Below are 22788 nucleotides of genomic sequence, written 5' to 3'. Positions count from 1 at the left end.
TCATCTGATGGTCTGTTTAAGGCACTTTTTAGCCTTATTCGTATTTCAGATATTTAACCAAATTCACTTTTGTTGCTTGGTAAGCTTTGATACTTACAACAGCGAATGTCAAAATCAATAATAAAATCAAACTAAGGACGAACGGGAAAACCGGCATATCAATTCGGTAATCGAAATCCTTCAGCCACTCATTCATCAGATAATAACTGATCGGAATGCTGATTAAAACTGCAATCAATGTAATCCAAAGGAATTGCTTCGTCAATCCAAAAACCAATGTTCCGTCTGATGCGCCCAAAGTCTTTCTGATCGCCACATCTTTCAGTTTCTGCTCGATCATCAATGATGACAAAGCGAATAATCCTAATAAAGCGACCATCAAAACCATTGCATTCAGGATGGTGAAAAGCGTTTGTTGTTTCTGATATTTAACAAAACTCTCTGCAAATTTCTTATCAATAAAATAAGAATCGAAAGGATAGCCGGGCTCTACATTCTTCTGCCAGTAAGCTTTTATTCTTTTCACCGTTCCATCGATATCATCAGGTTTTATTTTCAACTGGATATTATAGACATTGTATCGTTTCCAGTCTGTTTCCCTGTAATGGAAAAAGATGATGGGCTCAACGGCTCTTCGGGGGTTCAGAATGTTGAAATCCTTTACAATTCCTACAATGTGATAAGGTTTATTGTCGAATCCTGGCCGAACTTCATTTTTAAAGGCCTGGTCATCTGTCCAACCGAATTTGTTTACAAAAGCCTCATTAACCATAACATTGGCGATGGTATCAGAAGCAAGATCAGGGTTCAGCCAGCGTCCTTTTTTCAATTTCACATCCATAAACTGGAGGTAATTATAATCCATAGAACCATGCTGTGCCATGATACTTTTGTCCATATAATCCATATTAGAATTGCTGAATCTATTACTCCCGGGAACCGCCTCTCCATAAGACACATCGGCCACACCTTCGATTTTTCTCATCTCATTTTTGATGCGCTCATATTTCATCCAGGGTTTTGCATCATTCTCACTAAAGTTGACTAAGAAAACCTGTTTCCCACTGAATCCGAGGTCTTTATCCATCATATATTTCACCTGATTATTGACAATCAATCCACCGATGATGAAGAAAGAAGAAATAATGAGTTGCAAAGTCAAAATCCCGTTTCGCAGCCAAATCCCGTGTTTACTTCTGGCGAAGTTTCCCTTCAAAGTTTCTATCGCTTTGAAATTGGCTAAATAAGTCGCCGGAATCAGACCTGAAATGAATGTTACCGCCAAAACCATCGCCAATGAATAAAAGTAAATATGCCAGTCATTCATCACGATTTCCTTGTTATAAAACTTGTTGAAGCTTGGTAAAAGAAGCTCTGTTAAAGCCAAAGACAAAAGATATGATGCAAAGCAAATCACAAAAGTTTCCAACAAAAACTGAAGAACCAGGCTGGATTTTGTACTTCCAATCGCTTTTCTGACGCCAATTTCCTTAGCTCTTCGCGAAGCTTGAGCAGTTTTCAGGTTAATGAAATTAATAGCTGATAAAATCACAATCAAAACAGAAAGCGTGAACAGAATCATCATCGTTTTAAAATCCCCATTTCCAAACCAGGAGGCTTTGGCGTGCAGTTTTATCGCATCAATTGGCGTGAACAAACTTCCTGTTGGTCCGTACAATTCCAAATATTTCACCGGCGTTACACCTGCTCCTTGCGCACTGATTTTTGCTCTGTATAAAAAGATATCGTTGTAGAATTTTTGTTGTAAAGCTTCCACATCTGTTCCAGGTTTTAACAAAAAGAAACAGCCGTAATTGAAATTTCCCCATTGGTCTTTATCACCTTTCATCTGTTCGAAAGGTGTAATGATAAAATCCGGTTTTATCTGACTATTCGCTTCCGGCAACTCATAAACTGCGGTTACAACAAAACTTTTATTATTGATTTTCACAGTCTCTCCTGCAACATTGGTTTTCCCAAAGAGATTTTTGGCTGCTTTTGTGGAAAGCGCAATCACTTTATCACCCTTCAAAGCATCTTTATAACTTCCGGAAACCAATTTGAAAGGGAAAAAATTGAAAAAACTTTCAGAAGCCGACATTCCTTCGCCCTGATAAACGGTTTTTGTTTTCGTGGTCATTTTATAACCCATTCCGGAACCGTTGAACAAAACATAATCCTTAACCTCGGGAATCACCTTCACAGCACGTTCTGCCATCGGATAAGAAATATTATTTCCGTAAGTATTTTCTGCTTTGTTATGAGTTTGGAAAGCGTAGATATTATCCTTCTTCGGATTCCATCTTTCGTAGGATTCTTCGTCATTCCAGTGCATCAGTATGAGCATGAAGCCCGTTAATCCAATCGTTAATCCAAATAAATTGATAAGAGTGGAAAGCCAGTTCTTTTTATAATTGATGAAGGCAATTTTGAGCCAGTTGTTTAGCATAATTTATTTTTTTGTTGTAGGAAGGATGTTGGATGTCGGAAATTTTCATCCAACATCCAATCATCAGACATCCTTTATTTAACAATTATTCGAAGTTTTTTGCGTCTGCTTTTTCGAAGACATCTTTTCTTTGGGAAGAATGTTCTTCACTAAAGATTTCGCCGTCTTTCATATTCACGATTCTTGAAGCATAACCTGCATCATAGGAAGAGTGCGTTACCATTGCGATTGTAGAACCTTCTCTGTGAAGTTCTGCCAGAAGATTCATTACCTCGTTTCCGTTGGAACTGTCGAGGTTTCCGGTTGGCTCATCGGCAAGAATTAGTTTTGGTCTTGTTACCAAAGCTCTTGCAACCGCCGCTCTTTGCTGCTGACCTCCGGAAAGTTGCTGTGGATAATGTTTTGCCCTGTGAGCGATGTTGATCTTCTCCATAATCTCTTCTACTCTTCTTTTTCTTTCTGAGGAGGAAACACCGTTGTAAATCAAAGGCAATTCGATATTTTCATAAACCGTCAATTCATCGATCAAATTAAAATTCTGGAAAATGAACCCGATATTTTTCTTTCTGATGTCTGATTTTTTCTTTTCAGAAATTCCGATGGTTTCCACCGATTCAAATTGGTAAGAACCAGAAGAAGCGCTGTCCAGCAATCCCAGAATATTAAGAAAAGTAGATTTTCCACAACCTGAAGGTCCCATTATCGCAACAAATTCACCTTCTTTGATCTGCAGGCTTACATTATTAAGCGCATTGGTTTGAACATCTTCAGTTTTATAGACTTTTGAAAGGTTTTGAATGTTTATCATTGTAGTATATTTTTTTAAGTTTGTTAATTATTTAAATTATTGTTTCCAGTTTTTGATAGTATAATTCAAGGTTGTATCTTTATCAATCGTCAAAGAAACATCTTTGCCTTCATCGATTCCGTCAACATTACCTTCCGTATCCCAGCTTCCTTTAGTCAATTTGAATCTCAAATCCTGGTATGTTTTGAAAGTAATTTGTCTGGTTGTTTCACTGGTTTTATTAAGTTTAATTACCCTAGGATTCCAATTCCCGATAGTTGACTGATTTCCTGTGATATAAACGTCTCCACTATTTTCAGGAACAGTGAGTGTCAAAGTGATCTGATATTTTTCATTAGGCAAACCCAGCTTTTCTCTCACTTTTTCTACACTTGTTTCATCTAAAACAGTTAGTAACTCAGGGACAAAATCTTTAAATGATTTATATTTTTTCCGGTTGTTTTCGTACTCAGCCATTTTCTTTTCGAATTCTGGAATGAGAACAAAAGAATTTTCTTGAATGTGTTGTTTTCTTAATTTTTCAGCCAATTGAGGATTTCCATTTGCCAAAGCAATCCTGATTTCTCCCGTTCTTACGATATGTTCGCCCACACAAGACGGCCAATAAGAATAACCTTGCCCGTCCATTTTGCCGATAAAAGCTTCAGACATCAGGTTATTACTTTGATTGATTTTAGATTCGTATTGACCTAAATATTGATTAACGAATGAATGTCCGAACTCGTGTGTAATTAAAAAGTTGGTGGTTTCCGGATGATTGAATCCAAACTCTTTGTAATCTTTGATATTATTTTTCTTTTCCAACGGAACATAAGCACTGCTAATCATATTCGCAATTTGCCCTTTATCAGACTTGAACATCGGTCCGTTGCCATGCCAGAAAACCTCGCTGTAAGGCAATACGTCAAACGGATTAACGTAAAATCTATAAGCCAAAAACTTCGCACCATAATATTTTTCCATCTTCGTCATATAGGAAGGCGGAATGTTTTTTCTGACCTCGTTCTTTGCTCCTTCTATAAAATGACTTTGGTCTTTGAAGAATTTCCCCAGATTTCGTTCGATATAAAATTCTCTCAGTTGTTCGGCGAATTTTTCTACTGATTCTTTTTTGGCTATATCATTTTCTTCAATTGGGTAAGCATATCCTTTTGCAGGAAAAATATTGTGCTTCAATAAAACCTGATAAGACAAATCCTGTTGCTGACCTGCCACTTTTAGATAATCCTGCATCGCTTTTATGATTTTAGAATTATCATATTTTTCCATTTCTTTATTTGCCAGATCAGCAAGTGGCAGATAACCGATATCTGTTTTTCCGTCGATATAGAAAAGCCTTCCCTGTTCTTTTGCAACCAAATATTCAACAATAGAATAAGTCGCAATATTAGGATTGAATTCCACGTCAACTTTTGATTGAGATTTCAGATTTATCGCAAATAAAAACATTAATAAAATCAATGTGCTTTTATAAATCATCTTCAAGGTCATCATTTAGAATCTGAGTTTTGAAATTATAGTTTATTTTGAATTAAATTGAATCGATTGTTCCGCCGGAATCTCTTGATGCAGAGAATTTGATGCCTGATAAGGTTTTGTATCTAATCTTCGCCATAGAACTTGCCGAAGCTGTTAACTCTTTAGAAACACTTAAGCTAACTGATGAAGCCGATTCTGCATTCACAGTTGCGACAGAAATATTGGTTTTCGTCGCAATGATTCTGGATGCGCCTTCGGAAGTGATTTTCGCAGAATCAATCTTTCCCTGAATATCAATTTTACTCCCAGATTGTGCATTCAGAGCAAGATTTTCAGTATTTATAGTTCCAAGAACAGAACCGCCGGATTGTGTATGGATAGAAATGCTTTTTGCATTGGAGTCGCCAAATATTTTCCCGCCACTTTCGGCAGAAAATTTCTGAATACTAAAATTGTCCTTTATTTTTACAACAGAGCCTGTTCTTGCGCTCACAGCTTGTACATCTTTTGCATAGATTATAACTCTGGTATCTACATTTTGCAATGATTGATTCTTTTTGTAGCTGATCAAAAGCGTATTATTTTTCACATCTATTTCTACGAATCGCAGATAATTACTTGTAACTACGGCTTTTTCTTCGCTTGACTTCACCACTTCCACATTGAAAACCATATCCGAATCAATACTTTCAAAGTGACTTAGCGGAATCGTTTTCGTTTCCACATTGCCAGCAGTTTTGAAATTTTGTCCTTTCAATGTTGCCGAGGACACAAAGAGCCCGATAATCATTGTTATTAATAGTAATAATATTTTTTGCATTATATTTAATTTTTGAGTTTATTTTTGAATGTCTAAGATTTCATATTTTTTCAATTCAGAATAATCTGAAGTAATCACAGATTCACCTTGCTTCAATCCGGAAACCACTTCATAATAAAGAGGATTTTCTCTTCCCAGACTGATGTTTCGCTTTTCAGCTTTGTTATTTTTCACTACGAAAATCCATTTTCCGTTGGTGTCTTTGTAGAAATTCCCTTTCGGAATCATCATACTTTGTGTATCAGCAGATAATTTCAGTTTCACGCCGAAAGTCATCCCGATTTTCAGGTTTTCAATTTTCGCATCAATGAAATTCAATTCCACAGAAAACTGTCCGTCTTTCACTTCCGGAAGAATTTTTGTGATGATCACTTCATATTCTTTTCCGTTATTGTCAAGCGTTCCTTTGATTCCGTTAGTCAATTTATTAATATAATACTCATCAACTTTTGCGACCAACTTGTAACCGCCCATCAAATCGATTTTCCCGATGCTTTCTCCGGTTGTTAAGTTTTGCCCAAGAGAAATATTGAATGAAGACAATCTTCCAGAGACAGGTGACATTATCAGGAAATTATTTTTGTTGGAACGAAGGATATTCAAACTTTTTTCCATTTGATCAATGGAATTGTTGATTGCTGAAAACTGGGAATTTCTTGAAAGTTTCTCATTAGAAGCTCCTTTTTCCACGATTTGCTTTCTGTCTTTTTGATAATTCAAATTCTGAAGTGCAATATCATAATCGGTTTTCTTTCCGATTTCCGCATCGTACAATCTTTTCTGAAGATTAAAAGATTGTAACGCCGTATTATAATCATTCTGAGACTGCAACAATTCCTTATCTTGGTTAAATTCCTGATTTTTCAGTTCCAAAAGCGAACTTCTCATCTGACTGATCTGTTGCATAATTCCCGTTTCCTGATTCAGATAATTGAATTCCGTATTCGGATTGTAAACTCTTGCGATGGGTTGTCCTTTCGTCAACATTTGTCCGTCTTCTGCAAAAATTTCTTTGACCGCACCACCTTCCAAAACATTCACTAGAGAAGAGTTAAGAGATTGTGTCTGCGCGGTCACCATTAACATATCTTCGAATTTTCCATTGGTTACTTCATCGATCGTGATATCTTCCGATTTTACATTGTATGTTTTTTTCTGATTCAAGAAATACCATCCAAAAACCGAAACTGCCACTACAGATGCGATGGTGATTAATATTAATTTCAGTTTAGATTTCTTTTTTACTATTTTCGTATCCATATTTAGATAACTATTTTACTTACAAACAATTACACAATGCAAGTGCCATGAATTTATAATCTTGTAACGCCCTGTAAATGTGATTAAATATAATTTTATTAATTTTAAAACTGTTCATTATCGGACATTTTTTGTGCGAAAACGGACATATTAATTATAAATGATGAATTATAATTTATTATTATTTTAATGAATAAAATATAACTCAACGTTCGTCATTGCGTAGGAATCTCTACAAAACTATTATGAAAATGTAGATTTAGATTCCTACGGAATGACAAAAAGAATGTAAAAACCGAAAATAAAATTTACATCGAAAAAATGCGAAAAAAAGAAGCTCATATTTTAATTGTGGATGACGACGAGGATATTTTGTTTTCGGCGAGAGTCTGGCTCAAGAAGTTTTTTACGGAGGTCAGCTGTCTTAGTCAGCCTAAAAATATTCTGAAATTTTTATCCGAACAGCAAGTTGACACCATTCTTCTCGATATGAATTTCCGAAAAGGTTTTGAAAATGGACAAGACGGTTTGTATTGGATGCAGGAAATCAAAATTCTCGAACCTCAGCTTCCGATTATTCTGATGACAGCTTACGGCGAAGTAGAATTAGCTGTTGAAGCTTTGAAAAATGGCGCTACCGATTTTATTCTGAAACCTTGGAATAACGAAAAATTGTATGCTTCCGTGAATCTCGCAGTCGATATTTCCCGAAAAAATAAAAAACTGAATCAATGGGAAAATGTCAGCATCAAAACCAATCAATATCAGTTGGAAACCCAATCTCCTGCAATGCAGGAAGTGATGGACCAGATTGATAGAGTTGCGCCAACTGATGCCAACGTTTTACTTTTGGGCGAAAACGGAACCGGAAAATATGTTTTGGCGGAACATATTCACGAGTTATCAGAACGGAAAAACCAGCCTTTTGTTCATATTGATTTGGGAAGCCTTTCGGAGAATCTTTTCGAAGCCGAATTGTTTGGTTACAAAAAAGGAGCATTTACAGATGCGCATCAGGATTACGCTGGAAAAATCGAGAATGCCGAAAATGGAACTGTTTTTCTCGACGAAATCGGAAACCTTCCACTTCATCTTCAAACTAAATTATTGAGTTTAATTCAAAATAGAAAACTATCCAGAATTGGAGAAAGTAAAGAAAGATTGTTGGACGTAAGGTTTATTTTTGCAACCAACGAGAATCTTAAAAAAGCTGTTGCTGAAAATCGTTTCCGAAAAGATCTATATTATAGAATCAACACGGTTGAATTAAATATTCCAAGTTTGAGAGAACGTTTGGAAGACATTCCGACGTTAGCGGATTATTTTCTGGATAAATACAAGCAGAAATATCATAAGCCTGATTTGGCTTTAAATGAAACTTTAATTTCAGAATTAACACATTATTCCTGGCCAGGAAACATTCGTGAACTCGACCACTGTATCGAAAGAAGCGTGATTCTTTCCAACGAGAAAAATCTTAAATTGCTGATGCCTCAGGATGAAGAATCCGAGAAAACAATTGTAAATCTGAACATCGAAGAAATGGAAGAAATCCTGATTAAAAAAGCGCTGAAAAAACATCGCGGAAATATTTCTTTGGCAGCAGAAGATTTGGGATTATCGAGAGCGGCGCTGTACAGAAGAATGGAAAAATTTGAATTATAAATGAAAAAACAGCAATTTTTTTGGCTGATATTTATTCTGCTGGCAATTGTCTGCGGAATTTTTGCGTATGATTTTTATTCTCAGAACAAATGGATCAACTGTATCTTATTTTCATTGGTAAGTTTGGTCTGTATTGTTCTGGCACAGACCTCGGCTTTGTCGTACATTCAGAAAACAGAAAAATTGCTTTTGGCTATTCAGAAAAAGGATTTTTCATTATTTCCAAAAACTGAAGAAAACAGTTTGGTCGAAAATGCTGTAAAGCTTTATTATCAAAGCAAAGAAGAACATCTTTCGCAATCATCTTATAAACTTTTGTACGAAGAAATTTTGAATCAGCTGGAAATTGGATTGATGATTCTTTCTGAAAAAAATAACGTTTGGGACGTTTTTTATGTGAATCCTGTTTTTCTGGAAATTCTACAGATTCCAAAATATAATTCCTGGAATCTTTATGAAAATAAAGCACCTGATTTTTACAAAATCATTCAACAAACCAACTACGAAAACTCCCAGGAATTTTTTGACATTTCAATCAATGAAAATGCAAAACAATCATTTTCTCTCAGGACTAAGAAAGTCCAGAATGTGAAACATCGTTTTTGTATCATTAGTTTAGAATCTGTTCAGAAAATTATTGAGCAAAAAGAAAAACTGGCGTGGAATAATCTGATGAAAGTGATTTCGCACGAACTTCTTAATACTTTGACGCCTGTTAATAGTTTGATTCAGAATCTTGAATATATTGCCAATCAGGAAATTATCGAAGAAGAAGACCAGCAGGATATGAAGGAAAGTCTGATGATCATCAATTCAAAATCAAAACAATTACTGAATTTTGTAGATGATTACAGACAAGTCGCAGAACTTCCGAAGCCTGTTTTCAAAACAATTTCTTTAACCAATATTGTAGAATCCGCACTTAATTTCCTGAAACCTGAATTTGAGAAAAAACATATTATGATTATCAATTCGTTGGAAAACCATATGATTTCAGCTGATGAAAAAATGATTGAAAGATGTTTGATCAATCTTTATCTCAACGCCATTTATGCTGTTTCTGACAATGTTGAAAGAACAATAAAAACCGAAATCAAAACTCAAAACAAACGAATTATTTTAAGTGTAGAAGATAACGGAATCGGAATCCAGAAAGAAATTCAGGATAAGATCTTCCTTCCGTTTTTTACAACGAGGAGCAACGGTTCCGGAATTGGATTGACACTCAGCAAAAGTATTATTGAAGCTCATAAAGGTTATCTGAATTATAAACCTTTGGAGCAGGGAAGTAGGTTTGAGATTTGGTTTGTGGAATAAAAGAAAAAAGACTTTAGATTCGAAAAAAATTATCGCAAAGGCACAAAAATTTATTAAATACTAAGTTTAAAAGACGCAAAGATTTTATCTTCAATAAAATTCATATTGGAAACTTTGCGACTTTTAACATATTTATTAAATTCAAAGTATTTTGCGCCTTTGCGATAAAATTCAAAATATAAATTATGAAAATCAAGAATAACGCTGGGGAAACGGTAGAGTTTGAAATCTCAAAATTGGAAAGCTCACTCCGGAATTCGGGAGCAGGCGAACAATCTGTGAAAAGAGTTCTGGAAACGGTCTTACCAAAATGTTTTGAAGGCATCACAACCGGCGAACTGTACAGAATGGCATTTGAAGAATTAAAGAAAATCTCGAATTCTGTCGCGGCAAGATACAGTTTGAAAAAAGCTTTGTTGGAATTGGGTCCTGCGGGATTTTATTTTGAGCAATGGATTTCTCGAGTATTTCAAAACATCGGCTACAAGACCGAAACAGGGCAATTGATAAAAGGACATTCGGTGACACACGAAGCGGATGTTATTGCCAAAAAAGATTCGAAGACGTATTGGGTAGAATGCAAATTCCGAAATGCGGAAGACACAAAAATCTCCGTTACAACGCCGATGTATGTTTTGTCAAGAATCAAGGACATTTCTAATATCCAGTACAATCTTTTTGGTACCAAAACTGAATTTACCGATGGTTGGTTGATCACGAATACTTATTTCACTAAGGATTCTGTGGCTTTCTCAGAATATTACGGTTTGAGATTGCTGTCTTGGGATTATCCAAAAGATAAAAACATCAAAAGTTTGGTTGACCAAAATGCATTGTACCCTATTACTTGTCTTACGACTTTGGACGGAAAACAAAAACAGAAATTACTGGAGAAAAGATGTGTTCTGGTAAAGGAATTATTCAACAATCAGAATTTGTTGAATGTTTTAGAACTCAATCAAGAAAAAAAATCAGAAGTTCTGAAAGAAACTAAAGAATTGATGAACACAAAAATATCAGAATAAAAAAACCGCAGAAATTCTGCGGTTAAATTCTATAATCTATCTGTCTATTATCTATCTAAAGAAAACTATTTCCCTTTTTGAGGCGGATAATTGGCCATTATCTCTGCTACAACTTGTGGAATTTGTTTCTGTTTTGATCTTGGAGAATCTACAGAAATTCCGCTTCCCGCACCTTGCCAAACCAGTTTTTGGGTTTTAGCATCAATGATGTCAATGACAATCGTTCCACTATTATAGTTGTTGGTCCAGGTATTTCCCATACCGAAACCGCCACCCCAGCCCCAAGGTCTTCCCCAACCCCAGCCTCCGCCGTAGGAAGTGGTAATGTCCTGAACTTTTTTGTGAGATGCTTTTACATTGATAATCAAATCTGGATTTTGTCCGGAAGTTAAAGCTTTCGCTTGCAATTGTTTTGATAGTTCGTTCAAAACTCTGTCTTTGTCAAGGTCATTCAGTTTCAAATCATCTGTTCTAAGCAAGTAAGTTTTGTAATTCGCAAAATTTGCAGTGGCAGAATAATCAGATTTTACTTGGAAAGGGCTACAAGAAGCCATGCCCAAAGAAACTACTGCAAGAAGTATAAATATATATTTTTTCATAATGTAGATTTTATTGTTAATTTTTAGGTTTTTTAATGAAAGTATCCGTCTTTTTATCATAACCATACGGGCAATGCCTGCATCCGCTTTTACAGCAATAGCCACGCTTCAAATGGAATTTCTCTGTAAAAACTTTATATCCTTGTTCGTTATAATAAAAGTCTTCATTTTCTTTGATGTCATTTAGTTTCATAAGTTAAAAAACTATACCAAAATTTTTATCTTTGATTGATGATAATTATTGTTTGTCAAAGATTACTCAAAAATACTAAAATTTCGGGGATTACCTTGTTTCCGTTTATATTGCTGAGAAAAAAAGAATACAGGCAAAACAAGACCCTTATCAATCATGAGAAGATCCATATCCGTCAGCAATTGGAATTATTGATCATTCCGTTTTACATTTGGTACTTGTCAGAATATTATCTCAAATATTTAAAATATAAAGACCCACATCTCGCTTACCGCAATATCAGCTTTGAAAGGGAGGCTTATAACAATGACCAAAATCCCGATTATCTAAAAAAAAGGAAACTCTGGAGTTTCTTAAAATATCTTTAAACTCAACATCAGAAACGATTGGTAATAATAATTCCCGGTTTCCTATTTCCTTTAATATTACATTTTCGTAAAAAAAATTTCTCAGAATATAAAATAATCTAAATTTGCAGAATTATTTTTTCAACATATTGCAATTATGTCGCAAGATAGCAGTGGTCATTTTGACCTCAAAAAACTTTCCGCAGTTGGCGTTTTAGTTTCATTAGGAATTGTTTTCGGAGACATCGGAACATCACCGTTGTACGTAATGAAGGCCATCATCAACGCAGGAAAAGAAGGCGGAATCATCTCTGAGGAATACATAGAAGGCGCACTCTCGTGTATTATTTGGACACTGACTTTACAAACAACGATCAAATACGTTATCATTGCCTTAAGAGCAGACAACAAAGGCGAAGGAGGAATTCTTTCTCTCTATTCTTTGGTCAAAAGGTTCAAGAAAAAATGGCTTTACGGTATTGCGATAATTGGTGCAGCGACCTTGGTTGCTGATAGTATTATTACGCCGTCCATGACAGTGATCTCAGCAATAGAAGGTCTGGAATTGGTAATGCATAAACCGCCCGTTGTTCCTATAACCTTAGTTATTTTGGTCATTATTTTTGTTTTTCAGCAATTTGGGACCAGCTTTATCGGTAAATTTTTCGGACCGATCATGGTTCTTTGGTTTTTGGTTTTAGGAGGTTTCGGATTGGTTCATTTGATAGACCATCCAATGGTTCTTAAGGCTTTCAATCCTTATTACGCCATCAAATTGATCTACAACTCTCCAAGTGCAATTGTGATTTTAGGTGCTGTTTTCCTTTGTACAACGGGAGCGGAAGCCTTGTATTCTGACCTTGGACATTGCGGGATCAAAAACATCCGTGTAAGTTGGATTTTTGTAAAAGCAATGCTGATCCTTAATTATCTTGGTCAAGGTGCGTGGCTTCTTAACAATTATAATGAAGTATTCAAAGGGAAAAACCCATTCTTCGGAATCATGCCGGAATGGTTTATCATTCCAGGAGTTGTACTAGCTACAGCGGCAGCGATCATTGCGAGTCAGGCAGTAATTACAGGAGCTTTCACAATGTTCTCAGAAGCAATGTCACTCAATTTCTGGCCAAATCAGGAAATCGAGTATCCGTCTGGGATCAAAGGCCAAATGTACATTCCAAAAATCAACTGGGGATTGTTGCTACTTTGTTTCATTGTTGTTGTTCATTTTCAAGAATCAAGTAAAATGGAAGCTGCTTACGGGCTTTCCATTACCGTCACGATGTTGATGACAACCATCCTTTTGATCTTCTGGTTCTTAAAATCCCGAACCAAGAAAATATACATCGCCATTTTTGCCTTGATCTATATCGTTATCGAAGGTGGATTTTTCAGTGCAAACATTATCAAATTCTTTGACGGCGGTTGGATGTCTGTTCTTCTTGCTGGCTTTATTGGTATCTGTATGTACGCCTGGTACAACGGAAGAATCATCAAAACGACTTTCATCAAATTCGTGAAATTGGACAAATATGTTTCTACGATAAAAGATATGAAGTTAGACGAAACGATTCCTAAATATGCAACAAATCTTGCTTTCATCAGTCGTGCAAAACGCGATGATGAGGTAGAATCGAAGATCATCTACTCGATTATCCGTGCACAGCCTAAAAGAGCGGATCATTATTTCATTTTGAATATTGTCAACCAGGAAGACCCTTACAGTTTCAAATACCATGTAGAGGAGATCTTGCCAGGAACGATTTATAAGATCAGTTTCTTGTTGGGTTTCAAAAGAGACAGAAGAATCAATGATTATTTCCAGCAGATCCTGAACGAAATGATGGAAGAAGGAACAATCCCGTCAAGAAGTTCGCACCCGTCGTTGAGAGCACATAACATTCCTCCGGATTTGAAATTCGTGATCATTGATAATGTTTATATCAACGATTTCTTATTGACAATCCGCGACAAGATCATTCTTAACATTTATAATTTTGTTAAAAAGTTAGGAAGTAACGACTTCACAGCTTATGGTGTTGCAAGTCACAATGTTGTTGTAGAATCGGCTCCGTTGCTTGACCAGAAAATCAAAATAGAGAAAATAGAAAAAGTGGAAAATCATCATCACGATTAATCCCAAAAAAATCGCTATTTTTGTATTATGGATACGAAACAAAAAGAGTTGAATATCGCAACTATAAAAGACGTTCTAAGACAATATCTTCAGGACAAGGGATTCCGCAACACGCCGGAACGTTATACTATTCTTGAGGAGATTTATAATATGGAGCACCACTTTAACGTGGATGACCTTTACTTGTTGATGATGCAAAAAAAGTATCACGTAAGTAAGGCGACGATTTATAATACTATTGAGATTTTCTTGGATGCGGGACTTATCAGAAAGCACCAGTTTGGTGAGAAAACATTAAGCACATCTTCTTATGAAAAGTCTTATTTTGACAAGCAGCATGACCACCTGGTAATTTACAAACAAGATTCTGACAAAGAAATCGAGGAAATTATCGAGTTTTGTGACCCAAGGATCCAGGGAATCAAAGACTCTATAGAAAAAGCATTTGGTGTAAGTATTGATACGCACTCTTTGTACTTCTACGGACACAAGAAGTCTGAAAATTAATGAAGAAATCCTTTTTTGTAGTTCTACTTCTAATTTTTGTTAGAATATTTTCGCAGGTGACACCACCAACCCAAAATCAAGGTTTGGTAAAAGATCCTTTTTTTAAAAATTCAAATACTCAAACGCAAACTTCAAAAAAAGTAAAGCACGTCCATTCTGATACTGCAGGCGTAACACCTGACAAATATGAGGGTAATATGGTTTTCTCTGGAAATGTTCAATTCGAACATCAGGGTTCTGTCCTTACAGCGGATGAGGTTGTTTTTTATCAGAAAGAAAACTTTCTGAAAGCTATAGGAAATGTCGTCTTGACAACTCCTGACGGAAACCGGATCACTGCAGAAGAAATGGAATACGATGGTAATACGGAACGTGGAATTGCCCGTAAAAATGTAGTCCTTACTGATCCAAAGCAGACCATCAAAACAGAAACACTCTATTACGATAAAATCCCAAATACGGCCTATTTCAACACAGGTGGAACAATCTACAGTAATGACGGAAGTGTGATGTACACAAGATCGGCAACCTATTATCTCAATACAAAAATGATTGATTTCATTGGCCGTTCTAACATCGAAACTGATAAATACACCATTGTCAGTGATAATATCAAACAAAATCAGAACACTGGGGTTTCCGATTTCACAGGTCCAACAACGATAAGAGATAAAAGGAATCCGATAAATTATGTCTACACAGAATCAGGAAGCTACAACTCCAAAACAGGAGAATCTTTTCTTAATAAAAATTCCAGAATTCATAATAATGGAAAAATCCTGACTGGAGACAAATTATACTTCAATCGAAACACAGGCTTCGGAAAAGGAACAGGCAATGTAATGCTGGACGACCCCCAACAAAAGCGCTTTATTAAAGGTGGCTACGGCGAAATCTACGAAAAGAAAGATTCTGCAATGGTTACGGATAAACCTTACGCTGTGAAGATTTTGAGTAAAGATTCTGCCTATTTTTCTGCAGAGAAATTCATCACCTTTCAAAAACCAGATTCTACCAATGCCTTGAAGAAAAAAAGCTACTTACGAGCTTTCAGAAAAGTGAGGATCTTCAAAACCAATATGCAAGGTCGTGCAGATTCTCTTAGTTTCAATGAGACTGATGGAGAGATGCACCTGATGAGAAAACCGATTCTCTGGATGGGCGTAAAACAGGTTACCGGTGATGAAATCCGAGTTTATAGCAATCCCGAAAAGGAAATCACAGATTCTATACGAGTTTTGGGAAATGCTTTCGCTATAAGCAAAGCAGACTCTTTGAATTTGAAAGATGAGTTCAATCAGATCAAGAGCAAGAATATGATCGTCTATCTGAACAACAATGCTATAGATAGTGCAAAAGCAGTTGGTAATGCGCAAGCAATTACTTATGCAGATGACACCAATGAAAAAACAAAAGAAGTGACCAGAATTGGGGTTGCGCTTTCCACGTGCGGTGAGATTGTTGCACAATTTTTAGAGCGTCGTTTAGAAGTTATAGACTGTAATATTGGTGCTAATACGGACACTTATCCAATGAGCAAAATCTCAAAGGCAGAACGTTTTTTCAAAGATTTTAATTGGAATACCAAAGACCGTCCACAGAAATGGGGCGATATTTTCCTCGACACACCTAATTATCCTGAAATCGTTTACGAATCAGATAATTCCCTTTTTGAACGAGCCGAAGCGGAGCGTAAAAAACTCGAGGAAAAGAATAAACCAAAGACACCTGTTCGGGTCAAAAAGTAAAATTCTGTTATTGAGCAGAGTCGAAATATGGGCGCCTTTATCCGCCTTCCACTCCCGCTTTTTTCTTTTTTCATAAAAAAAGAAAAAGAGCTCCGTTCAAGTCGGGGCGCACTTCGCAGAGTTGAAATTTTTGTCATTTCTTAGAAGAGAAACTCAAAAATTCACGAACTTTGTAACAGTTTTTATTTATAATGGATTTAAAAGAAAATTTCTATCAATATCAGGCGCAGACAACGCCATTCGCCGCAGGTTTTGAAGTTGAAAAAGCAGAAGGAAGCTATATCTACGGAAAAGACGGACGAGCTTATCTGGATTTTGTAGCCGGCGTTTCTGCTAACACGCTTGGACATTCGCATCCAAAAGTTGTGAATGCTATCAAAGAGCAGGCAGATAAATATCTCCACGTAATGGTTTACGGCGAATATGCCCAGGAAAAGCCTGTCGCGCTTTGTAGACTTTTGGCAGAAGCAACACCAGAACCTTTGGAAGTGACTTATCTTGTGAACTCCGGAGCGGAAGCGATTGACGGAAGTCTGAAACTTGCAAAACGTTACACAGGAAGAGAAGAAATCATCGCATTCAAAAATGCTTATCACGGGAATACACACGGTGCACTTTCTGTTGCGGGAAATGAGGTTCACAAAAGAGAATTCCGTCCGTTGCTTCCGATGGTCAATTTCATCGAATTCAATAATGAAAATGATTTTGATAAAATCACCGATAAAACGGCTTGTGTAATTGTAGAAACGATCCAAGGAGCCGCAGGATTCATAACTCCGAAAGACAATTATTTTATCAATCTGAAAAAACGTTGTGAAGAAGTTGGTGCCTTGTTGATTCTGGATGAGATTCAGCCTGGGTTTGGAAGAACTGGGAAGTTGTTTGCGTTTGAACATTTTGGGATTGTTCCTGACATTCTTGTTATGGGAAAAGGAATGGGCGGTGGCATTCCGGTTGGTGCTTTTATGAGTTCTAGAGAAATTATGACAAGCCTTTCACATTCGCCAAAATTGGGTCATATTACAACCTTTGGAGGAAATCCTTTGATTGCAGCCGCTTCGCACGCTACTTTGAAAGAAGTTCTGGAAAGTGGATTGATGAACGAAACAGATAAAAAAGAAAAACTCTTCCGAGAATTGCTCGTTCATCCGAAAATCAAAAATGTGAACGGAAAAGGTTTGATGCTAGCCGTAAATCTTGGAAGTCCTGAATACACTTTGAAAGTCGCTTCCAAATGTATGGAAAAAGGATTGATAGTTTTTTGGCAACTTTATAGAAACGAATATCTGAGAATCTCTCCTCCACTCACAATCTCCGAAGATGAAATCCGAAAAGGTTGCGAAATCATTTTGGAAGTTTTGAATGAAGTAGCGTAATTTTTGAACACAAAGCGCACGAAGATTTTTTTTCGATTCAATGTTTTAAGTTTCACGAAGGCGCTTCGATTAGAGAAGAATTTGAATATACACCTTGTCATTCAGGACAAGTATTGTTTTATGTTGAATCTGCAGCCCGACCTGAGTGGAGCTCTTTTTCTGCCATGGCGATGGTAGAAAAGTTCTACGGATCGCTTCACTTCGTTCGCCATGACAGAAAAAAGCGGGAACGGAGGGCGGATAAAGCTGCCTTAATAATTCTAAAATTTAGTATTCATCAACTGTACAAAATCAGCTAATAAAAATCATACATTATTTCTATAAAAAATTTGTATTTCCATAGACATTTTGATTTGGAAATAAGAAATTAATTTATATATTGCGCCACAATTAGAATTAGAATATGGCGAAAACGAAAGTGCAGTATGAATACAATATGCATTGTCTCTCGGAGATATTGTATGAGTATTTGGCAAGTGCAGAAGGATTATCAGAATGGTTTGCGGACGACGTTGTAGAGCGTGGTGACGATTTCTTTTTCAGCTGGGGCGGTGGTCCTGCTGAGAGAGCTACGCTTATCCGTTATAAGCCGGAAAGTTTTGTGAGATTCCGTTGGGAAGAAGATGAAGGAACGAAATATTTCTTCGAGCTTTCTATCGTTATCGATGAGATCACAGATGACCTTTCTCTTAATATTACTGACTTCTGCGAACCTGGTGATGAAGAAGAAAACAAACTCTATTGGGAAAACCTGATAGAAAATCTACAGATAAAATTAGGCGCCGCTTAAAATAAATGGATGAACGATCTTATCGTTCATTATTTTTTTATTATTACCTAGAATGCAGTTACAAAAATTAATTTATACAGAAGAAAACCTGCAGCTTATCAACCGTTCTTTTCTTTTCGGCGATGCAGTTTGGGTCTCTTTTTTTGTAAGAAACGGACAACTCATAATGGCAGAGGAATCATATTTTTTCCTAATGGCATCTATGAGAAAAATGAGACTGAATATCCCATTAAGTTATACATTAGAGTTTTTCCAGGAGCTGTTCCAAAGAGAAGTTCTTGATAAAGGAATCCAGAACGGGATTATCCAACTGATGGCTTACAGAAAACAGGAAGACAAACCACTTCCAAAATCTGAAACAGCTTTTTATTTTGAAATAGAAGAATCTGAAGACATACTTGCTGTCAAAGGAAATATTGAATTGGACCTAATTAAGGAAATCAATGTGAATGCTAATCTTTTGAGTAATATCAGAGTTCATTCTCCGGAGAATATTTATGCTCAGATTTACTCCAAAGAAAATGATTTGGATGATGTGATTCTCCTTAATCCAAATAAAAAAATCGCAAGAAGCATCTTCGGAAATCTTTTATTTTTGCAGGATAATGTGATTAAAATCCCTAAACAGACGGAAGGCGCTTATATTTCTCCTTTGATGGAAAACTTCGTCACTTTCATCCATAAAAATAAACTGGCTGAAATTGAGGAAGCAGAAATCATTGCTTTCGAATCTCAAAAAGCGGAAGAGATTTTAAGAATTTCGGATGAAAAAGGCGTGCATTCGGTTTCCAAAATCAGGAACAAAACCTTTGAAAACACTAGGTTTTCTGAGATGGTTCAGAAGTGGGCCGAGAATTTTATTTAGTTAATTTTACAAAAAAGTTAGATTTAATTAAAATAAGTTCTATACATTTGCTTCATCAAAATATCAAAATGACTACACAATTTATGCATCATCATCACCATTTCCTCGCACAGACGGGAAGGTAGTGATATATCATAACTTCTAAAAATATAAACCGTCTGAGTAATCAGTCGGTTTTTTTTATTCCAAAAATTCTCCTGTCGTTTACTCGGACTTATGTCAAAATCTAAAATGAGTAAACTGAAATTAGCCTTACAAAAAAGCGGACGACTGAGCGAAAAGTCACTCAAACTCCTCGAAGAATGCGGAATCAAGATTTCCAACGGCACCAGAAAACTGAAAGCTGCTTCTTCCAATTTTCCATTGGAAATCCTTTTCCTTCGCGACGATGATATTCCGCAATACGTGGAACAAGGCGTTGCTGATATTGGAATCCTTGGTCTCAATGAAGTTTTGGAACAGAAAAAGCAAATTGAAACCATTCAGAAATTAGGATTTGCGCAATGCAGATTGTCTTTGGCAATTCCAAAAGAAGAAAGTTATAACGGGATTCAATATTTCGAAGGCAAAAAGATTGCGACTTCTTATCCTGAGATTCTTTCAAACTATTTCCAAGAAAAAAACATCGACGCACAAATCGAAAAGATTGGTGGAAGTGTAGAAATTGCGCCTGGAATTGGACTTTCCGATGCTATTTTCGATATCATCAGTACAGGCTCTACTCTACTCACAAACGGTTTGAAAGAAGTAGAAACTGTTGTGGAAAGTGAAGCCGTTTTGGTTTCAAACAATGATTTGTCTGAGGATAAAAAAGACATTCTCAAAAAACTCTTGTTCCGAATCAACGCCGTAAAAGAAGCTTCTGAAAGCAAATATATTCTATTGAATACTCCAAATGAAAACTTGGGAAAAATTATCAATATTTTACCCGGAATGAAATCTCCAACAGTTCTTCCATTAGCCGAAAGCGGCTGGTCATCCATACATTCCGTAATAAAGGAAGACCAATTTTGGGAAGTGATAGAGAAGTTGAAGAATGAAGGTGCTCAGGGAATTTTAGTGTTGGAAATCGAAAAAATGATATTATGATGAAGCAATATAAATATCCAAATATCACAGACTGGAAATCGCTTTTCGAAAGACCTTTGAAAAATCAGGAAAACCTTTCTGAACAAGTGAAATCCGTTTTCGATGAAGTGAAAACTAATAGTGATAAAGCGTTGAAAATCTTCACAGAAAAATTTGATGGTGTTATTTTAAATGATTTTAAAGTTTCAGAAAACGAAATTGAAGAAGCAAAAAATTTAGTTTCCGATGAGTTAAAATCTGCCATACAAACTGCTTCCAAAAATATCCGAAAATTCCACACTTCTCAACAAGAAGAGAAAAAAGTCATTGAAACGACAGAAGGCGTTTTTTGCTGGCGAGAAAGCCGTGCGATTGAAAATATTGGAATTTATATTCCTGGAGGAACGGCTCCTCTGTTTTCTACGGTTTTGATGTTGGGAATTCCCGCAAACATCGCAGGTTGTAAAAATATTGCGCTTTGTTCGCCTCCAGATAAAAATGGAAAAATCAATCCAGCAATTTTGTTTACTGCAGATTTGGTTGGAATTAAAACCATTTTCAAAGTTGGTGGAAGTCAAGCGATTGCAGGTTTAACATTTGGAACAGAAACGATTCCGAAGGTTGATAAAATTTTCGGACCTGGAAATCAATATGTAACTTTTGCAAAACAATTGGCTCTAAATTACAATGTAGCCATCGATATTCCGGCTGGTCCAAGTGAAGTTTTGGTCATTGCTGATGAAAGTTCAATTCCTGAATTTGTAGCCTCGGATTTATTATCTCAAGCCGAACACGGAACCGATTCTCAAGTGATTTTATTGAGTAATTCTGAAAATATTCTTAATAAAATTAATATTGAAATCAAGAAACAATTAGCAGATTTACCAAGAAAAGAAATTGCTGAAATCGCATTACAAAATAGCAAATCAATTTTGCTTAATTCCATTTACGAAGCCATTGATTTTTCTAATTTTTATGCGCCGGAACATTTGATTTTGTCAATTGAAAACGCTGAGAATTTTACTGATAAAATTACAAACGCAGGTTCAGTTTTTCTCGGAATTCACAGTCCGGAAAGCGCAGGCGATTACGCTTCCGGAACCAATCATACTTTGCCAACAAATGGTTTTGCTAAGAATTACAGCGGCGTTTCTTTGGACAGTTATGTTAAGAAAATCACGTTTCAAAATATCACGAAAAATGGAATTAAAAATATTGGAAAAACAATTGAATTAATGGCCGAAGCAGAAGAATTGATGGCTCACAAAAATGCAATTTCTATCAGATTAAAATATTTAAAAAATGAAAATTGATATTCAAAAATTAGTTAGAAAAAACATTCTGAATCTCAAACCTTATTCTTCCGCAAGAGACGAATTCGAAGGTGAGAACGGTATTTTTCTGGACGCCAACGAAAATCCTTTCGGAGAATTGAATCGTTATCCTGACCCATATCAAAGAAAAATCAGGCAAAAACTGAGCACAATTAATCAGATTTCTGATGAAAATATTTTCCTCGGAAATGGAAGCGATGAAGTGATAGATTTAGCTTTCAGGATATTTTGCGAGCCAGGAAAAGATAAGGTTCTGACATTTTCGCCGACTTATGGAATGTATGAAGTTTCGGCCAATATCAATGATGTTGAATTAATCAATCTTAATTTAAATGACGACTTCCAAATCGATTTAGAGACTTTAAAACCTTATTTATATGATGAGAATCTGAAAATCATCTTCATTTGCTCGCCAAACAATCCAACAGGAAATTCAATCAAAAATATAGAATACATTCTGGAAAATTTCAACGGAATTATCTTTATTGATGAAGCTTATATTGATTTCAGTCCTGAACAAAGTTTCAGAAATAAAATCGAAAATTTTCCGAATCTCATTGTCAGTCAAACCTTCAGCAAAGCTTGGGGAATGGCTTCTGTTCGGGTTGGAATTGCTTATGCTTCCGAGGAAATCATCAAATTTTACAATAAGGTAAAACCGCCTTACAACATCAGTCAACTCAATCAAAATGCAATTCTTAATGCTTTGAATGATGAAAATATAAATCAAGTTTCAGAAAACAATAAACTGATTTTGAATGAGAAAAAAATTCTTATTGAAAGTTTAAAAGAATTGAAATTGGTTAAGAAAATATTTCCTTCAGACGCTAATTTCGTTTTGATTGAAGTTGAAAATGCAGACGAAATCTATAAAAAATTAGTAGAAGAAAATGTAATTGTCAGAAACCGAAATTCGGTCATCAAAAACTGCTTGAGAATTACAGTTGGTTCTCCTCAGGAAAATTTGAAATTGATGGAAACTTTAAAATCAATTAATTAAA

At 35.9% G+C, this 22788-nt stretch carries 20 protein-coding genes; 13 read left to right on the top strand and 7 right to left on the bottom strand.

The window, feature by feature from the left end:
• Positions 1 to 34 precede the first annotated feature (34 nt).
• The 5 genes from BLT30_RS02925 to BLT30_RS02905 all read right to left on the bottom strand — a co-directional run bounded on the left by BLT30_RS02925 (position 35) and on the right by BLT30_RS02905 (position 6816).
• Positions 35 to 2449: an ABC transporter permease gene (locus BLT30_RS02925; protein ID WP_089871247.1), complete on the bottom strand. Its 2415-nt coding sequence runs from the start codon at positions 2447 to 2449 to the stop codon at positions 35 to 37.
• Positions 2450 to 2534: 85 nt separating this feature from the next.
• Positions 2535 to 3257, bottom strand: coding sequence for an ABC transporter ATP-binding protein (locus BLT30_RS02920; protein WP_089871245.1), 723 nt, complete (start codon positions 3255 to 3257; stop codon positions 2535 to 2537).
• Between the two features lie 36 nt (positions 3258 to 3293).
• Positions 3294 to 4751, bottom strand: coding sequence for a DUF4932 domain-containing protein (locus BLT30_RS02915; RefSeq protein WP_089871243.1), 1458 nt, complete (start codon positions 4749 to 4751; stop codon positions 3294 to 3296).
• A 37-nt stretch (positions 4752 to 4788) separates the two neighbouring features.
• Positions 4789 to 5556: a GIN domain-containing protein gene (locus tag BLT30_RS02910; RefSeq protein WP_089871241.1), complete on the bottom strand. Its 768-nt coding sequence runs from the start codon at positions 5554 to 5556 to the stop codon at positions 4789 to 4791.
• Between the two features lie 18 nt (positions 5557 to 5574).
• Positions 5575 to 6816 carry an efflux RND transporter periplasmic adaptor subunit gene (locus BLT30_RS02905; protein ID WP_089871239.1) on the bottom strand — a complete coding sequence of 414 codons (1242 nt, stop codon included), beginning with the start codon at positions 6814 to 6816 and terminating at the stop codon, positions 5575 to 5577.
• Positions 6817 to 7137: 321 nt separating this feature from the next.
• On the opposite strand from BLT30_RS02905, the gene BLT30_RS02900 reads away from it, so the two are divergent.
• The 3 genes from BLT30_RS02900 (at position 7138) to BLT30_RS02890 (ending at position 10823) form a co-directional block, all read left to right on the top strand.
• Positions 7138 to 8481: a sigma-54-dependent transcriptional regulator gene (locus BLT30_RS02900; protein WP_089871237.1), complete on the top strand. Its 1344-nt coding sequence runs from the start codon at positions 7138 to 7140 to the stop codon at positions 8479 to 8481.
• Positions 8482 to 9798 carry a sensor histidine kinase gene (locus BLT30_RS02895; protein ID WP_089871235.1) on the top strand — a complete coding sequence of 439 codons (1317 nt, stop codon included), beginning with the start codon at positions 8482 to 8484 and terminating at the stop codon, positions 9796 to 9798.
• Between the two features lie 185 nt (positions 9799 to 9983).
• A complete protein-coding gene (locus BLT30_RS02890; protein WP_089871233.1) occupies positions 9984 to 10823 on the top strand; it encodes a restriction endonuclease in 840 nt (279 codons plus the stop codon).
• 65 nt (positions 10824 to 10888) lie between these two features.
• Here the strand turns inward: BLT30_RS02890 and BLT30_RS02885 are convergent, their stop codons facing one another.
• Positions 10889 to 11422, bottom strand: a complete 534-nt coding sequence (locus BLT30_RS02885) for a DUF4136 domain-containing protein (RefSeq protein ID WP_089871231.1) — start codon at positions 11420 to 11422, stop codon at positions 10889 to 10891.
• Positions 11423 to 11438: 16 nt separating this feature from the next.
• Positions 11439 to 11615 (bottom strand): C1orf53 family protein, encoded by a 177-nt coding sequence (locus tag BLT30_RS18155; RefSeq protein ID WP_169712680.1) that lies wholly within the window; start codon positions 11613 to 11615, stop codon positions 11439 to 11441.
• A gap of 41 nt (positions 11616 to 11656) precedes the next feature.
• Between BLT30_RS18155 and BLT30_RS02880 the strand changes: the two genes are divergently transcribed.
• The 10 genes from BLT30_RS02880 to hisC all read left to right on the top strand — a co-directional run bounded on the left by BLT30_RS02880 (position 11657) and on the right by hisC (position 22787).
• Positions 11657 to 11983: a hypothetical protein gene (locus BLT30_RS02880; RefSeq protein WP_089872871.1), complete on the top strand. Its 327-nt coding sequence runs from the start codon at positions 11657 to 11659 to the stop codon at positions 11981 to 11983.
• 136 nt (positions 11984 to 12119) lie between these two features.
• Positions 12120 to 14099: a KUP/HAK/KT family potassium transporter gene (locus BLT30_RS02875; protein WP_175487119.1), complete on the top strand. Its 1980-nt coding sequence runs from the start codon at positions 12120 to 12122 to the stop codon at positions 14097 to 14099.
• Between the two features lie 27 nt (positions 14100 to 14126).
• A complete protein-coding gene (locus BLT30_RS02870) occupies positions 14127 to 14606 on the top strand; it encodes a Fur family transcriptional regulator (RefSeq protein WP_089871228.1) in 480 nt (159 codons plus the stop codon).
• Positions 14606 to 16354: an OstA-like protein gene (locus tag BLT30_RS02865; RefSeq protein ID WP_089871226.1), complete on the top strand. Its 1749-nt coding sequence runs from the start codon at positions 14606 to 14608 to the stop codon at positions 16352 to 16354. The genes BLT30_RS02870 and BLT30_RS02865 overlap by 1 nt, the downstream gene beginning before the upstream one ends.
• Before the next feature lie 191 nt (positions 16355 to 16545).
• Positions 16546 to 17730 (top strand): aspartate aminotransferase family protein, encoded by a 1185-nt coding sequence (locus BLT30_RS02860; RefSeq protein ID WP_089871225.1) that lies wholly within the window; start codon positions 16546 to 16548, stop codon positions 17728 to 17730.
• 403 nt (positions 17731 to 18133) lie between these two features.
• A complete protein-coding gene (locus BLT30_RS02855; RefSeq protein ID WP_027384798.1) occupies positions 18134 to 18520 on the top strand; it encodes an START-like domain-containing protein in 387 nt (128 codons plus the stop codon).
• Between the two features lie 52 nt (positions 18521 to 18572).
• The gene (locus BLT30_RS02850; RefSeq protein ID WP_089871223.1) at positions 18573 to 19385 is read left to right on the top strand and encodes an aminotransferase class IV; all 813 of its coding nucleotides are present in this window, start codon (positions 18573 to 18575) and stop codon (positions 19383 to 19385) included.
• Between the two features lie 231 nt (positions 19386 to 19616).
• Entirely contained in the window at positions 19617 to 20474 is an 858-nt protein-coding gene (hisG, locus tag BLT30_RS02845; RefSeq protein WP_089872869.1) for an ATP phosphoribosyltransferase, read from the top strand.
• On the top strand, positions 20474 to 21766 hold the full coding sequence (gene hisD, locus BLT30_RS02840) for a histidinol dehydrogenase (RefSeq protein WP_089872867.1): 1293 nt from the start codon (positions 20474 to 20476) through the stop codon (positions 21764 to 21766). The genes hisG and hisD overlap by 1 nt, the downstream gene beginning before the upstream one ends.
• Positions 21756 to 22787: a histidinol-phosphate transaminase gene (gene hisC / locus BLT30_RS02835; RefSeq protein WP_089871221.1), complete on the top strand. Its 1032-nt coding sequence runs from the start codon at positions 21756 to 21758 to the stop codon at positions 22785 to 22787. Before hisD ends, hisC begins: the two co-directional genes overlap by 11 nt.
• Position 22788: the final 1 nt, after the last annotated feature.

Source organism: Epilithonimonas hungarica (genome assembly GCF_900102265.1).
GTDB lineage: Bacteria > Bacteroidota > Bacteroidia > Flavobacteriales > Weeksellaceae > Epilithonimonas > Epilithonimonas hungarica.
This window is presented reverse-complemented; position numbering and strand designations above follow the sequence as displayed.

Bases quoted from the DNA above. Each gene is read 5' to 3' on its own strand.
- BLT30_RS02925 (WP_089871247.1), bottom strand. From the start codon at position 2,449: ATGCTAAACAACTGGCTCAAAATTGCCTTCATCAATTATAAAAAGAAC.
- BLT30_RS02920 (WP_089871245.1), bottom strand. From the start codon at position 3,257: ATGATAAACATTCAAAACCTTTCAAAAGTCTATAAAACTGAAGATGTT.
- BLT30_RS02915 (WP_089871243.1), bottom strand. From the start codon at position 4,751: ATGATGACCTTGAAGATGATTTATAAAAGCACATTGATTTTATTAATG.
- BLT30_RS02910 (WP_089871241.1), bottom strand. From the start codon at position 5,556: ATGCAAAAAATATTATTACTATTAATAACAATGATTATCGGGCTCTTT.
- BLT30_RS02905 (WP_089871239.1), bottom strand. From the start codon at position 6,816: ATGGATACGAAAATAGTAAAAAAGAAATCTAAACTGAAATTAATATTA.
- BLT30_RS02900 (WP_089871237.1), top strand. From the start codon at position 7,138: ATGCGAAAAAAAGAAGCTCATATTTTAATTGTGGATGACGACGAGGAT.
- BLT30_RS02895 (WP_089871235.1), top strand. From the start codon at position 8,482: ATGAAAAAACAGCAATTTTTTTGGCTGATATTTATTCTGCTGGCAATT.
- BLT30_RS02890 (WP_089871233.1), top strand. From the start codon at position 9,984: ATGAAAATCAAGAATAACGCTGGGGAAACGGTAGAGTTTGAAATCTCA.
- BLT30_RS02885 (WP_089871231.1), bottom strand. From the start codon at position 11,422: ATGAAAAAATATATATTTATACTTCTTGCAGTAGTTTCTTTGGGCATG.
- BLT30_RS18155 (WP_169712680.1), bottom strand. From the start codon at position 11,615: ATGAAACTAAATGACATCAAAGAAAATGAAGACTTTTATTATAACGAA.
- BLT30_RS02875 (WP_175487119.1), top strand. From the start codon at position 12,120: ATGTCGCAAGATAGCAGTGGTCATTTTGACCTCAAAAAACTTTCCGCA.
- BLT30_RS02870 (WP_089871228.1), top strand. From the start codon at position 14,127: ATGGATACGAAACAAAAAGAGTTGAATATCGCAACTATAAAAGACGTT.
- BLT30_RS02865 (WP_089871226.1), top strand. From the start codon at position 14,606: ATGAAGAAATCCTTTTTTGTAGTTCTACTTCTAATTTTTGTTAGAATA.
- BLT30_RS02860 (WP_089871225.1), top strand. From the start codon at position 16,546: ATGGATTTAAAAGAAAATTTCTATCAATATCAGGCGCAGACAACGCCA.
- BLT30_RS02855 (WP_027384798.1), top strand. From the start codon at position 18,134: ATGGCGAAAACGAAAGTGCAGTATGAATACAATATGCATTGTCTCTCG.
- BLT30_RS02850 (WP_089871223.1), top strand. From the start codon at position 18,573: ATGCAGTTACAAAAATTAATTTATACAGAAGAAAACCTGCAGCTTATC.
- hisG (WP_089872869.1), top strand. From the start codon at position 19,617: ATGAGTAAACTGAAATTAGCCTTACAAAAAAGCGGACGACTGAGCGAA.
- hisD (WP_089872867.1), top strand. From the start codon at position 20,474: ATGAAGCAATATAAATATCCAAATATCACAGACTGGAAATCGCTTTTC.
- hisC (WP_089871221.1), top strand. From the start codon at position 21,756: ATGAAAATTGATATTCAAAAATTAGTTAGAAAAAACATTCTGAATCTC.